Source organism: Candidatus Rokuibacteriota bacterium (genome assembly GCA_030647435.1).
In the GTDB taxonomy this organism is placed as follows: domain Bacteria; phylum Methylomirabilota; class Methylomirabilia; order Rokubacteriales; family CSP1-6; genus AR37.
The window spans coordinates 1-12,938 of sequence record JAUSJX010000153.1; the positions used below are offsets into that span (position 1 = coordinate 1).

Consider the following 12,938-nt stretch of genomic DNA (forward strand, 5'->3'; position numbering starts at 1 on the left):
CCCCACACCGCCATGTACTCGTCCAGCTCGTGGCCCAGGCGCTTCATCACCGTGTTCCGCAGCACCTGGCAGAGCGCGGCGGTGAGCGCCAGGGCTTCCCACATGCGGCCGAGTCTACACGAGCACCCCCGGATACTTGGCAGGATTCGCGGCGAAACCGGGGAAGAGCGGCGCCGCCGCCGGTACGCCGAGGTGCCGCGAGGCTACCTCGGCAAAGAGGTTTCGGAAGTCCGTGGTCACGGCGAGGTCGCGCCCCTCGTAGAGCTGCTCACGCGCGAGCCCCGGCCACCTGCCCGCCATCCGGCCGCCCTTGACGGGGCCGCCGAGAACGAGCATGGCAGTCGCGTGACCGTGGTCGGTGCCGCGGTTGCCGTTCTCGCGCACGGTGCGGCCGAATTCCGACATGGTCAGGATGACGACGTCCTGCATGCGGTCGCCGAGGTCGCGGTAGAGCGCCGCCAGGCTCTGGGAGAACTCGGTCAGCCTCAGCGCCAGCTGGCCCTTCTCGTTGCCCTGGTTGGCGTGCGTGTCCCAGCCGCCCATGTCGGCGAAGGCGACTTCGAGCCCGACGTCGGCCTTGATGAGCTGGGCGATCTGCTTGAGGTTCTCGCCGAGCTTGCCGCGCGGGTACTGGGCGCCGTTCTCGGGGGCGAAGCGCTGCGGGTTGGCGCTCTTGAGCATCTTGACCGCGTCGAAGGTCTCTCGCCCCGTTCCGTGCAGGATGTCCTGGACGCCCTGTTCGTAGAGCGACTCGAAACCGCGGCGCGCATTCACCGTGCCGGCCCCCATACGCCCCATGTCCTGCTTGACGTCGAAGTCGGCCACTGTGCCGATGGCGACGGCGCCCACATCGCCGCGCAGCACACGCGGCAGCTGAGAGCCCATCGCGACGGCGCGGAAGGGGGAGGCGGGCGCGGCGTGCACGGCCTGGAGCCCGCGCGCGAGCCAGCCATCCTGCGTGCTCTTCACGCCCGGCGTGCCCGTTTCCATGTAGTCCTGGGCGTCGAAGTGCGAGCGCGTCGTGTCGGGAGAGCCGCAGGCGTGCACGATGGCGAGATGTCTGTTGTCCCAGACGGGCTTCAGCGGCGCCATCGCCGGGTGCAAGCCGAAGAAGCCGTCGAGGTCCACGGTCGCCTCGGCGCTGCCCGCCCCCGGCCTCGCGACGGCAATGCTGCCGCGCGAAGTGTAGTAACTGGGGTCGCCATGCGGCACCACCATGCTGAGCCCGTCGACCGCGCCCCGCTGGAAGACCGCGATCAGGATCTTCGGCCGCGGGACCGTGCCCTGGGCGTAGGCGGTGCGCACCAGGAAGCGCGGGACCGAGCCCATGCCGAGGAGCGCCAGCGCCCCTCCTTTCATGAACGAGCGGCGAGTGCAGGCACAGTCCATGGCGCCTACCTCCTCTGGAACTCCGGCGAGCCCAGGACGAGGGCCGCCAGCTTCTCGACGTCGGTGTCCGCCGGCCCGCGGTCGTCCCTGGTGGCCCGCGTGACCTCGGGATCGTCGAGCTGGGCGGCGAGCACGCTTCGCGTCTGCGACGTCACCTGGCCCTGGAGGACCGAGCGCAGGAGCGCGTCCAGCACCTGCTCGGGCTTTCGCCGGTCCGCCGAGCCGACGGCGCGGGAGAGGTCAACGCGCACGCCCGGCACCCGGTTGGCCGTCAGGCCGAGCGCGAAGTTCATGCGGTTCAGCAGCGCGCCCGTGTTGACCCAGGCCTCGGCCACGTCGGGATAGCCCGTGGGCGGCTGCTGCTGGTAGAGCGGCTCGCCGAGCTTGTTCACCTGCTGGGCCAGCGCCAGCCCCCCACCCGGCTGCTGGGAGCCTGGGGCGCCGGGTGCCTGGACGTCGGCGTCCACCGCACGCACCGAGCTCGCCACGATCTCGAGCGGCGTCTTGATCTTGGCGCGGTAGGCCTCAGCCGAGAAGAACTCCGGCGAGGTGATGATCGTGACGACGACCATTCGGATGTCGCCGTCGGTGTCGCGGAAGGTCTTGGCCGCGCGCTCCACCAGGGCCGGCGGCGGCTCGTCGCTCACGAAGCGGCGCGTGAGCTTGGTGGCGACGAACTTCGCCGTCGAAGGATGGCGCGACAAAATGTCGATCACCTTGACGCCGTCCTGCTCGCCGCCGTATGCCGGCAGCACGTGGCCGAGGACCCGCTTGGCGCCGTTGTCGTGGGCGACCGGCTGAAACTGGAAAGTGCCTTGCTCTCGCGGCCTGTCGATGGTCCATCCGGTGAAGGCCCGGGCCACCTCGATCACGTCCTCCTGCGTGTACCCGCCGTCCACGCCGAGCGTGTGCAGCTCCATGATCTCCCGCGCGTAGTTCTCGTTGAGCCCCCTCTTCCGGCCCCTGTTCGGCCCGAAGACCGGGACGAGGTCGGCCTTGGTGGACATCCAGTTGTCGAGGTAGAAGAGCATCGCGGGGTGATGCGCCGTCGCCAGCAAAAGATCGCGGAACTTGCCGAGCGCGTGCGGCCGGATCGCCGTGCGCTCGTAGTCGGCGACCATCCATTTCACCGCGCCCTTGCGAGCGTCCACGTTGAAGTGGTTGAACCAGAAATCCGTCATGACCTCTTCGAGCTGGCGCTCGGAGAGCACGGCGCGGGTGAGCTTGGCGGCCTGGAGCTCGGCGGCGATCCGGAACGGCCGCTTCTCGGGCGGCGCCATGGCCCGCATCTCCTCCTGGCTCATCTGCCCGGACCGGAGCTTGGCGAGGATCTTCTGATCGGGCTCGGCATAGGCGCGCACCAGCTCGGGCACGGGCATCGTGAGGGTCGGGAAGGCCTGGAGCGCCACCTCCACGCGATCGTCGGGGATCCGTCCAGGCTCGAGCTGGCGCTCGATCCACCGCGCGAGTCCCATCTGGAGCACGCGCTCCACGTCACCAGGGCGCGGGCCATAGCCCAGGCGGTTCAGTGTGTGCGTGATCTGCTGGTCCTGGGACAGCGGGCTCTTCGGCAGCGTGACGCGGACGGCGGGGGGCGGCTCGGGAGCGGACGTTCGGACGGCCGGCGCCGGACCCTGCTGGGAGAGCGGCGCGTTCGAGCAGGCCGCCCCGCCCAGGACGGTGACGGTGATCAGGGCCAAGCTGACGGCGCGTGCTCTCATCGGGTGCCTCCTGTCCTCTAGGACGGTGGGGTGTATCTCATTGTTTACACCCCTTGAGGCACCCTATCAAAGGTAGCCGTAGGAAGACCACCCCCCGTCGACGGTCAGGATCTCGCCGGTGATGAACGACGCGGCGGATGAGGCCAAAAAGACCGCTACTTCACCTATTTCCTCAGGGGTACCGATCCGCCCCATGGGGGTCCGCCGCGCGAGCTTTTCCGCGTCGAGGATGCCCTTGGCGCTGAGCATCGTGATGAACTCCGTCTGGACATAGCCCGGGGCGATCGCATTGACCCGCACCCCCCGAGCCGCCCATTCGATGGCCATGACCTTGGTCATCATGTTGAGCCCGGCCTTGGAGACGCAGTACGCGAGGCGCTGCGGGAAGGGCACGGTGCCGTTCATGCTGCTCACGTGGATGACGTTGCCGCTGCCCGCCGCCAGCATTCCCTGGACGACCTCCTGCGTCAGGACGAAGCAGCCGTTGAGGTTGAGGTCGAGCGTGTAGCGGTAGTCGGACTCGGCCAGGCTCTCCGAGGGCGCGACGCGCGGCTGACCCGCGTTGTTGACGAGGATGTCCACCGTGCCGCCGAAGGCCGCGAGCGATTCCTTCGCGAGCCTTCTCACTTCGTCGGAGCGCGACAGGTCGGCCGCCACCGCGACCGCGGATGATCCCAGCTCGCGCGCCACGCGGGCGCAGTCCTCGGCGCTCCGCGAGTTGATAATCACGCGGGCGCCCTCGCGAACGAACGCGCGCGCGATGCCGAGCCCGATGCCCTTGGTCGAGCCCGTGACGATGGCGGTCTTGCCGAAGAGCCTGCCGTCCGTCACCGCTTGACGCCCTTGAGGAAGCCCAGGACGGCGCGGTTGAAGGCCTCCCAGTATTCGATCGTGAAGCCGTGGCCGCCGGGGATGAGCTTGAGCTGGGACTTGGGGATCAGGGAGGCCAGCGCGCGGGAAAAGGCCGGCACCGTCAGGTTGTCGTCGCGCCCGACGAGGACGAGAGTGGGCACGCGGAGCTTCTTGATCTTCCGGAGGCGCGTCCCGTTCCAGTCGAGGATTCCCTGCCCCTGGCGCTCGATCGCCTCGGGCTTGGTCGGGAACGGGTAGGAGAGCACGCCCTTCACCGTCTCGTCCACCCGGCCACGGTCGGCGAGGAACCCCGGCGTATAGAGCCAGGGCATGACCAGGTGACGGAAGCGCGCGTCTGGGTCGACCCGCCCCCAGAGCGCCATCCAGGCGCGGATGGTGTGGAGAAAGCGCCCGTCGCCCTGCGCCCACGTGCCGCAGAGCGAGAGGCTGCGCACGCGCTTCGGGTGTCGGATGGCGAGCTCCTGCGCGATGGTGCCGCCCATGGAGTGGCCGACCACGTGCGCCCGCTTGATATCCAGGTGCTCGAGCACGGCGGCTGCGTCGTCGGCCATCTGCGACGTGGGGTACGATGCGGCGTCCGGCATGTCGGTTTCCCCAACTCCGCGGTTGTCGAAGGTGATGACGCGGTAATGGGGCGAGAAACCCTTGACCTGGAAGAGCCAGTTGGCCGACGGGGCCGACAGCCCGTTGATCAGCAGGACGGGGTCGCCCTCTCCGTGGGTATCGTAGTGGAAGCGGATGCCGTTGAGCGTGGCGTAGGGCATGGCGGCGGGCCCTTTGGACCCTCTCCCCTCAGGGGAGAGGGCCTGGGTGAGGGGTGGTCTCAGGTAACGACGGTGACCTTGATGGCTTCGGGCGAGCGGTGGGCGGCGAAGGCCTCCCCGATCCGCGCCAGCGGGAAGCGGTGGGTGACGAGCCTGTCCACCGTCACCGTGCCCGTGGAGAGGAGCCGGATGGCCTCGGGAAACTCCTGCTGGTAGATCATGGAGCCGATGATGCGCAGCTCGCGCCGGACGACCCCGAAGAAGTTCACCGTCGAGGCCTCGTGCGGGAGCCCGGTCAGCACTACGCGCCCGCCCGGATGACTTAGCTCGAGCGCCTGTTCGACCGCCACGCCCGTTCCGGCCGTCTCGATCACGAGGTCTACGCCCTCGCGCCCCGAGAAGGCGCGGGCCGCCTCGGTGGCGCCGCCTTCCCCGCTGGTGGTAAAGTCGTCGGCGCCCAGCGCCTTGGCCAGATGCTGGCGCTGCTCCGTCCGCCCGACCGCGAGCACGCGGAGCCCTTGCGCCTTGAGGACCTGGATGGCGAGGAGTCCCAGCGCGCCCACGCCGAGCACGGCGGCGGACTCGCCCCGCCTGGCTTCACCGCGCGCGACGGCGCGAACGACGACGGCCAGCGGCTCCGCCAGCATCAGCTGGTCGTCGCTGATCTCGGCCGGCGCCGGCCAGCAGCACCGCGCCGGCAGGCAGGCCTGCTCGGCGAAGCCTCCGTTGACGTCGATGCCGATGGCGGTGCGCGAGAGGCAGAGGTTGCGGTTGCCTTCGCGGCAGAGCGGGCAGACCCCGCAGGAGTAGTTGGGCTCGACCGCGACCTTCTGGCCGGGCTGGAGCGCCTGGACCTCGGAACCGACCGCGACCACCTCGCCGATGAACTCGTGCCCCATGATGAGCGGGTACTGCACGGCGCGGTCGCCGTTCCAGATGCGGTAGTCGGTGCCGCAGAGGCCCGAGGCGAACACCTGGACCACGGCCTCGCCGGCTCCCGGCGTGAGGAGGGCCCGCTTCTCCATCCGGATGTCACGGGGCCCGTGGAGCACGGCAGCGTGCATGGCGCCCATCCTACCGACTGTCCTCTCTCACGGCAAGGCGCAGCGGCGCTCAGGCCGCGCTGTGGCCACCATCGAGGAACACCGTCTGACCGGTCATGTAGTCGGAGGCCGACGAGGCCAGGTAGACGACGAGTGGACCGATCTCCTCGAGCCGTCCCGTGCGGCGCGCGGGCACATCCCGCAGCAGGCGCTCGCGCACCTTCGCGTCGTCGAAGGCCCGGCTGTTCATGTCGGTGACGAACCAGCCGGGCGCCATGGCGTTGACCTGGATGTTGTGGCGCGCCCACTCGACGGCGAGCGTGCGGGTCAGCGCGATCACGCCGCCCTTCGAAGCCGAGTAGGCGGCGTAGCCGGGCATCCCCGAGGCTCCCAGGACCGACGCGATATTGATGATCTTCCCCGACTTCTGTGCGATGAGCCGACCCGCGGCCGCGCGGCAGCCGTTGAAAACGCCGACGAGGTTGACCTCGACGGTCCGGCGGAAGTCCTCCGGCGGCATCTCGGCCGCCGGGATGACCGTGGCGATGCCGGAGTTGTTGACCACGATGTCGAGGCGGCCGAGGGTCTCGGCCGCGTGCTCGACGAGGGTCTCGACCTGGGAATACACCGTCACGTCGGTCGGCACGACGAGCGCGCGCCGCCCGAGCTTTTCGATCGCCCTCGCGGTCTGCTCCAGCTCCGCGACCGACCGGGCCGCGAGCGCGACATCGGCGCCCGCCCCGGCCAGCGCCAGGGCCATGGCGCGCCCGAGCCCGCGGCTCGCGCCCGTGACGATGGCGGCCCTGCCGTCGAGCCGGAGGGCGTCGAGCACCGCGCTCACTGGTACAGGGCGTCGAGGGCTGCGTGGTGCCGCTCGCTGATCACCTTGCGCTTGACCTTGAGCGTGGGCGTCAGCGCGCCGTTCTCCACGGTGAAGTCCTCCGGCAGGATCGTGAACTTCTTGACCTTGGCGTAGGACTGCAGCTCGGAGTTCTTCGCGTCCACCGTGCGCTGGACGCGCTCGACGACCTTCGGGTGCTTCGCCAGCACGGTGGGGTCGCTGGCCATGATGCCCTGCTCGCGGGCAAACTTGGCGAGCTCCTCGGGGTTGAGCGTGATCAGGGCCACGGGGTACGGCCGCCGGTCGCCGTGGACCATGACCTGGCTGATGAATGGATCGCCCTTGAGCAGGTTCTCGATGTTCTGGGGCGCGATGTTCATCCCGCCGGCCGTAACGATCAGGTCCTTCTTGCGGTCGGTGATGAAGAGGAAGCCGTCCGAGTCCAGGCGCCCGATGTCGCCGGTCGCGAACCAGCCGTCCGGAAGGAACACCTCCTTCGTCGCGTCCGGCTTCTTGAAGTAGCCCTTGGCGATATTCCCGCCGCGGCCCAGGATCTCGCCGTCGGGCGCGAGCTTGATCTCCACCCCCGGCATCGGCCGGCCGACCGAGCCGAACTTGAAGCTGTCCTCCCGATTGTTGGTCAGCACGGGGCAGGTCTCGGTCAGGCCGTACCCCTCCAGGATGAGAATGCCGGCCGCGTGGAAGAACTCGGCGATCTCGCGCGACAGCGGCGCGCCGCCGGAGACGGCGAAGCGCAGCCTGCCGCCGAGCGCGGCGTGCATCTTGGAGAACACGAGCTTCTCGGCGATCTTGTACTTGACCGCGAGCGCCGCGGGCACGGGCTGCTTGGCCTGCTTGAGCCGCGACACTTCCTTGCCGACGCCCACCGCCCAGTTGAAGATCTTGCGCTTGACCGGCGAGCCGCCCTCGGCCCTCGCCATCGCGCCCGCGTAGACCTTCTCGAAGACGCGGGGCACGCTGCAGATGAAGTGCGGTCTGGTCTCGGGCAGGTTCTCCCTGAGCTTGTCGATGTTCTCAGCGAAGGCCGTGCAGAGCCCGCGGTGGACGCCGATGAACGACTCGAGCCGAGCGAACGAGTGGGCGAGCGGCAGGAAGAGCAGGTGCACGTCGCCCTCCGCGATGGTCGTGGTCTGGGCGGCCGATTCGAGCGCCGACACGTGGTTGCCGTGGGTCTGGACCACGCCCTTCGGCGGCCCCGTGGTGCCGGACGTGTAGACGATCGTCGCCACGTCGTCGGGCTTGGTCGCGGCCACGCGCTCCGCCAGCTCCGTCTTGAGCGACTCCGCGCGGTCCCGGCCCAAGCGCCGGAGCGCCTCCCAGGTGAAGATGCGCGGCGAGGGCTCCTTGCCCTCGTAGCCCTGGATCACCACGATCTGGTCGAGACCGGGCATGTTCGTGTCCGCCTCCAGCACCTTGGCGAGCTGCACCGGGTCCTCCACGATGAGCGTCTTCACTCCCGCGTCGTTGACGATGTACTGGATGAGGTCGGGCGGATACGTCGGGTAGATCGGGATCGTGACGCAGCCCGCCGAGAAGACGGCGAAGTCGGCCTGCACCCACTCGGCGCGGCTCGACGACAGGATGCCCACGGCCTCGCCGGGGCGGCGCCCCAGCGCCACGAGCCCGGCGGCAATTTCCCGCACCGCCTCGCCCACCTCGCGCCAGGTCAGCGTCTCCCATACGCCACGGCGCTTGAACTGCTGCGCGGGCCGCGCGGCGCTCTTCTCGACCCGGTCCCAGAATATGCGTGCCAGCGTAGTGTCAGCCATCGCGCGTCCCCCTCACGGTTGCGTGCGGATTTGGCTCCGGAGCTCTTTCCGGAGGATCTTGCCCACCGGACTCTTCGGCAAGGCGTCCACGAAGCGGATCTCTCTCGGGCACTTGTACTTGGCGAGCCTGCTCTGGCAGAACGCGATGACCTCGTCGGCCGTCGCGGACTGCCCCGGCCTGAGCACGATGAAGGCGAGGACTTCCTCGCCCATGATCGCGTCCGGCATTCCGATCACTGCCGCCTCGGCGGCCTTGGGAAAGGCATAGAGCGCTTCCTCGACGTCCCGCGGATAGATGTTGAAGCCGCCGCGGATGATGAGGTCCTTCTTTCGCTCTACGATATAGAGGAAGTCGTCGGCGTCGAGCCGGCCCATGTCACCCGTGCGGAGCCACCCGCCGCGGATCGTCCGCGCAGTCTCCTCCGGGTTCCGGTAGTAGCCCATCATCACGTTCGGGCCTTTCACGCACACCTCGCCGACCTCGCCGGCGGGCAGGGCGCGGTCGCCGTCGTCCCGGATGGATACCGTCACGCCGGGGATGGGCTGGCCGACAGAGCCGAGCTTGCGGGTGCCCGAGAGCCGGTGGGCCGAGACCACGGGAGAGGCCTCGGTCAGACCGTAGCCTTCCAGCAGCTTGCCGCCGAACCGGCGCTCGAAGGGCTCAACGATCTCCACGGGCAGCGGCGCGGCTCCGGAGCCCCAGATGCGCATGGAGGAGGTATCGTACCGTGACGCGTCAGGATAGTTCAGGAGGTACACGAACATCGTCGGCACCCCCGACATGGCCTCGGCCCGGAACTCCTGGATGGTCTTCAACACCTCCTCGGGGTTGAACCAGCGCAGGAGCGCGCCGCGCGTTCCGAGGATGTGACCCGCGTTCATCACGGTCAGCCCGTAGGAGTGCGACAGCGGCAGCACGCCGACGCCCCATCGATCGCGGTCGAGCTCGTAGAGAGACGCCGAGGCGCGCGCGTTGGACTCGAGGTTGCCGTGGGAGAGCGCCACGCCCTTGGGCGCGCCCGTGGTGCCGGAGGTGTAGAGGATGACGGCCAGATCCGTCTCGGCACGCGGGACAGACTCGAAGCGATCGCGCTCCCGCCCGATCTCCTCCTCGTACGAGCGCACGCCGCCTTCGCGTCCCCCTCCCTCTCCCCCTCCCCCGTCTACCAGCAGCACGTATCGGAGGGTCGGGAACGTCCCGATCTGCTTCTCCACCTTCCACACCATGTCGGAAGATGTGATGACGACCTTGGCCTCCGAGTCGGCCAGGATGTGGGCGACCTCACCCTCGCCCAGGAGGAAGATCACGGGCACGATGACCCCGCCCACCCGGAGGATGCCGCCGTAGCTCTGCATCACCTCGGGGCAGTTCGGCAGCATGACGACCACGCGGTCGCCGGTCTCGACGCCGAGGCGTCTAAGCGCATGCGCGACCCGGCAGGCGGCGCGCTGCTGGTCCACGTTGGTCAGCCGCCGCCCCTCGAAGGCGAGCGCCTCGTACTCGCCGTAGCGTTGAATGTTCTCGTCGCCGAGCCGCGCCAGTGTCATGGCTTCTTGTCGCACTCCGCCTGGAGGGCCTGGAGCCGGGCAGCCGGCGTCGGGTGCGTGCTCAACCAGTTGGCCCACCCGGGGGTCAGCTGCTCCAGGTCGAGGCGCTCGAGGAGCAGGAGCATGTCCGTGCAGCCTCGCCCCGGGTCCCCCGGCAGCCGGTCGAGCAGCTCGACGGCGTAACGGTCCGCGGCGAACTCCTCCTCCCGGTCAGAGGCGCGGCTCGCGCGCACGACCTCGTCACTGGCCCCGTTCACCGCGGCCTGAGTAGACCGCTCCGCCTGGTGCCGCACCTCCCGGCTCTCGAAGTGGCCGAGCTGGACGTGTCCAAGCTCGTGGGCCAGCGCCGACTGGAGCTCGGAGGGCTGGAGGCTCCGGAGCGCCCCCGTCGTGATCCGGAGCGCGAACTTTTTCTGGGAGGCCGGACCGGCCGCGACGTGAATCCTCTGCCGGACCTCGATGGCGAGGCCGACAGCGCACGGCTCCTTGGGGCGGCAGAGGCCCGAAACCTGGATGAGGGGCGTCAGCGTCGCGTCCACGTTCGCCTGCTCCTCGGGGGTGGCTCCCCTGAGCTCCGGCCGCTTCGCAGAGGCACACCCCGCGAGCACCAAGGCCAGGACGGCAAACAAAAGAAGTCTCATGAGGTTCTTTCTTTCAGGTACTTAGGCATCATCTCGCCACGGTCACATCCGTATACCACGCCCAATATGACGCAACGCAATAAAAGTCTTGACGGCTATTACGCGGTGCGTTATCCTAACCCCGTTGATGGTTCTCAATCAGGCCCGACACCCAGTTGAAAGAGGAGATTCGTGATGACAACGACCATGCAGGGTAGCGAGATGTTCGCACAGATGACCGGGCGCGCCGTGGAGGCCTTCTCCGTGCTCGCCGACGCCAACCAGAAGATCATGCGCGACCTGGTGGACCTCTCGGCCAGCACCGCCAAGGAAGGCGTCCGGCTGTACGCGGAGCTGTCGTCCTCGGCCGTGGAAGCGCTGAAGGACACCCAGTCCTACCTCCTGCGCCGGCAGGGCGAGATGCAGGAAGCGCCGCGGGATCCGTTCGCGGTCTACCAGAAGAGCGTGCTCGAGTCGGTCGAAGGGACGCAGAAGGCCTTCAAGCTGTTCGAGAGCAACGCCCAGGCCATGACGCGCTCCGCGGAGCGGCTCCAGGTCACGGCCGAGCAGACCGGCAAGGAGATCCAGGCCTCGTTCGCCCAGGTCGCCGACAAGGTCAAGTCGCTCTCCGCGACCCTCGCGTAACGAGCCGGACCAGACAAGAAAAGGGCCGGGTTTGAAAGCCCGGCCCTTTTCTATTTAGCCCCCGGCTCGTAGAACGTGTGACTCAGGCCTCGCCTCGCGGCGTCGCCGCTCAGCTCGAAGTGCGGGCCCCGTCTCAGCTCGAACTGCTATTTCTCCCGCTTCTTCTCGAGCCGATCCTCGAGCGCGCGCAGCTTCTCCCGGAGAGCCGAAACCTCGCTCCTGAGCGCGTCGGCTTCGCCGGGCGTCTCGGCCTTCTTCTCGGCCTTGCCCTCGCCGGACGTGGACGGCAACCAGCCCGTGCCCGCGCGAGAGGCCAACTCGCGGAAGACGCGCTCGGCTTCTCGCTGGTTCGACATGATCCCTTCCAGGCTCGACTTCATGGACTTCTGGACGAAGTCCTGCCACGCCTCGCCGTGCTTGATGAGCTGGTGCAGGAAGGCCGTCGGCAAACCGGCGCGCCGGCTGCGCTCGTTCTCCAGGATTATCTGGGCGAGCGTCACCGAGGTCACGTCTTCCCCGGTGGAGACGTCCACCACCGAGATCTCCTTGCCCGCGCGGATGAGCTCTTCGAGCTCCTCCAGGGTGACGTACCGGCTTTCCTGGGTGTCGTAGAGCTTGCGGTTCGAGTAGCGCTTGATCACGTACGACATGCTGGAAGTCTAACACTCCGCGTCAACTGTCTCAAGAAGGGGCCGGGCACCCCTCTGCTATACTCACGCCCCGGAAAAGATCGGTCTTCCGATTCCGGCGAGGAGGCTTCATATGCAGCTCAAGGGACGCACGGCTCTCGTGACCGGCGGCTCGCGCGGCATCGGCCGCGCCATCGCGCTGGCCCTGGCCGAAGAGGGCGCCGACGTGGCGGTCAACTACGTGTCGAGCGAGACGCCGGCCAAGCAGGTCGTCGAGCAGATCCACAGGATCGGCCGCAAGGCCATCCTGGCCCAGGCCGACGTCGCGGACTTTCCGGACACCTTTCGCATGGCCCAAGACGTGCTCAAGGAGTTCGGACACATCGACATCCTCATCAACAACGCCGGCATCAACTCGGACAAGACCTTCGTGAAGATGGACCACGCCTCGTGGCGAAAGGTCCTCGCCATCAACCTCGACGGCGTCTTCAACTGCACCAAGGTGTTCATCGACCAGATGATCAAGCAGAACTACGGGCGGGTCGTGAACATCACCTCCGTCATCGGCCAGATCGGCAACTTCGGCCAGGCCAACTACGCGGCCTCCAAGGCCGGTGTGGCGGCCATGACCAAGTCGCTGGCGAAGGAGCTGGCCGCGAAGGGCGTCACGGTCAACGCGGTCGCCCCGGGCTTCACGGAAACGGAGATGATCGAGGCGATCCCCGAGAAGGTGAGGAACAAGCTCCTCGAGCAGATCCCGATGCGGCGCTTCGGGAAATCCGAGGAGGTGGCGCGGGCCTGCGTCTACTTGTGCTCGAGCGACGGTGACTACATCACCGGCGCCGAGCTGTCGATCAACGGCGGCTTGTTTATGTAGTTCGAGCTGAGACGGGGCCCGCACTTCGAGCTGAGCGGCGCAGCCGCGAGGCGAGAGCTGAGAGCCTGTGAAAAAATCTCGTCACACGTGGAATTCACGTTGGGCAGACGGGGGTGATCTGCGACAGTACGGTTATGACAGCCCCCCTGTTTCCATTGGCGCCCGCTGAAGTGGCTCGTGATGACTCCCTTTCCGCCG

The 12,938-nt window shown here is 68.2% G+C and carries 12 protein-coding genes; 2 read left to right on the top strand and 10 right to left on the bottom strand.

From position 1 onward, the window contains the following. Window positions 1–114: 114 nt before the first annotated feature. The 9 genes from Q7W02_26575 to Q7W02_26615 form a co-directional block, all read right to left on the bottom strand. Window positions 115–1,389, bottom strand: coding sequence for a DUF1501 domain-containing protein (locus Q7W02_26575; protein ID MDO8479696.1), 1,275 nt, complete (start codon window positions 1,387–1,389; stop codon window positions 115–117). A gap of 5 nt (window positions 1,390–1,394) precedes the next feature. Next, the gene (locus Q7W02_26580) at window positions 1,395–3,110 is read right to left on the bottom strand and encodes a DUF1800 domain-containing protein (GenBank protein ID MDO8479697.1); all 1,716 of its coding nucleotides are present in this window, start codon (window positions 3,108–3,110) and stop codon (window positions 1,395–1,397) included. Between the two features lie 66 nt (window positions 3,111–3,176). Further along, a complete protein-coding gene (locus tag Q7W02_26585) occupies window positions 3,177–3,941 on the bottom strand; it encodes an SDR family oxidoreductase (GenBank protein ID MDO8479698.1) in 765 nt (254 codons plus the stop codon). Further along, window positions 3,938–4,747 carry an alpha/beta hydrolase gene (locus Q7W02_26590; protein ID MDO8479699.1) on the bottom strand — a complete coding sequence of 270 codons (810 nt, stop codon included), beginning with the start codon at window positions 4,745–4,747 and terminating at the stop codon, window positions 3,938–3,940. Before Q7W02_26590 ends, Q7W02_26585 begins: the two co-directional genes overlap by 4 nt. 59 nt (window positions 4,748–4,806) lie before the next feature. Beyond that, on the bottom strand, window positions 4,807–5,811 hold the full coding sequence (locus Q7W02_26595) for an alcohol dehydrogenase catalytic domain-containing protein (protein ID MDO8479700.1): 1,005 nt from the start codon (window positions 5,809–5,811) through the stop codon (window positions 4,807–4,809). Between the two features lie 49 nt (window positions 5,812–5,860). Further along, window positions 5,861–6,622 carry an SDR family NAD(P)-dependent oxidoreductase gene (locus Q7W02_26600; protein MDO8479701.1) on the bottom strand — a complete coding sequence of 254 codons (762 nt, stop codon included), beginning with the start codon at window positions 6,620–6,622 and terminating at the stop codon, window positions 5,861–5,863. Window positions 6,623–6,627: 5 nt separating this feature from the next. Then, entirely contained in the window at window positions 6,628–8,421 is a 1,794-nt protein-coding gene (locus tag Q7W02_26605; GenBank protein ID MDO8479702.1) for a long-chain fatty acid--CoA ligase, read from the bottom strand. A gap of 12 nt (window positions 8,422–8,433) precedes the next feature. Continuing rightward, window positions 8,434–9,969 carry a long-chain fatty acid--CoA ligase gene (locus Q7W02_26610; GenBank protein ID MDO8479703.1) on the bottom strand — a complete coding sequence of 512 codons (1,536 nt, stop codon included), beginning with the start codon at window positions 9,967–9,969 and terminating at the stop codon, window positions 8,434–8,436. After that, the gene (locus tag Q7W02_26615) at window positions 9,966–10,610 is read right to left on the bottom strand and encodes a M48 family metalloprotease (GenBank protein ID MDO8479704.1); all 645 of its coding nucleotides are present in this window, start codon (window positions 10,608–10,610) and stop codon (window positions 9,966–9,968) included. Before Q7W02_26615 ends, Q7W02_26610 begins: the two co-directional genes overlap by 4 nt. A 174-nt stretch (window positions 10,611–10,784) precedes the next feature. Here Q7W02_26615 and Q7W02_26620 point away from each other — a divergent pair, with 174 nt between their 5' ends. Beyond that, on the top strand, window positions 10,785–11,234 hold the full coding sequence (locus Q7W02_26620; GenBank protein ID MDO8479705.1) for a hypothetical protein: 450 nt from the start codon (window positions 10,785–10,787) through the stop codon (window positions 11,232–11,234). Between the two features lie 146 nt (window positions 11,235–11,380). On the opposite strand, the gene Q7W02_26625 is transcribed toward Q7W02_26620, so the two are convergent. After that, complete coding sequence (locus Q7W02_26625) at window positions 11,381–11,884, bottom strand: polyhydroxyalkanoate synthesis regulator DNA-binding domain-containing protein (protein ID MDO8479706.1); 504 nt, start codon at window positions 11,882–11,884, stop codon at window positions 11,381–11,383. 112 nt (window positions 11,885–11,996) lie between these two features. On the opposite strand from Q7W02_26625, the gene fabG reads away from it, so the two are divergent. Beyond that, window positions 11,997–12,740: a 3-oxoacyl-[acyl-carrier-protein] reductase gene (fabG, locus tag Q7W02_26630; GenBank protein ID MDO8479707.1), complete on the top strand. Its 744-nt coding sequence runs from the start codon at window positions 11,997–11,999 to the stop codon at window positions 12,738–12,740. The last annotated feature ends 198 nt before the right edge of the window (window positions 12,741–12,938 follow it).

Coding starts and splice junctions, on each gene's coding strand:
- Q7W02_26575 (MDO8479696.1), bottom strand. CDS start 1,389: ATGGACTGTGCCTGCACTCGCCGCTCGTTCATGAAAGGAGGGGCGCTG.
- Q7W02_26580 (MDO8479697.1), bottom strand. CDS start 3,110: ATGAGAGCACGCGCCGTCAGCTTGGCCCTGATCACCGTCACCGTCCTG.
- Q7W02_26590 (MDO8479699.1), bottom strand. CDS start 4,747: ATGCCCTACGCCACGCTCAACGGCATCCGCTTCCACTACGATACCCAC.
- Q7W02_26595 (MDO8479700.1), bottom strand. CDS start 5,811: ATGCACGCTGCCGTGCTCCACGGGCCCCGTGACATCCGGATGGAGAAG.
- Q7W02_26605 (MDO8479702.1), bottom strand. CDS start 8,421: ATGGCTGACACTACGCTGGCACGCATATTCTGGGACCGGGTCGAGAAG.
- Q7W02_26610 (MDO8479703.1), bottom strand. CDS start 9,969: ATGACACTGGCGCGGCTCGGCGACGAGAACATTCAACGCTACGGCGAG.
- Q7W02_26615 (MDO8479704.1), bottom strand. CDS start 10,610: ATGAGACTTCTTTTGTTTGCCGTCCTGGCCTTGGTGCTCGCGGGGTGT.
- Q7W02_26620 (MDO8479705.1), top strand. CDS start 10,785: ATGACAACGACCATGCAGGGTAGCGAGATGTTCGCACAGATGACCGGG.
- Q7W02_26625 (MDO8479706.1), bottom strand. CDS start 11,884: ATGTCGTACGTGATCAAGCGCTACTCGAACCGCAAGCTCTACGACACC.
- fabG (MDO8479707.1), top strand. CDS start 11,997: ATGCAGCTCAAGGGACGCACGGCTCTCGTGACCGGCGGCTCGCGCGGC.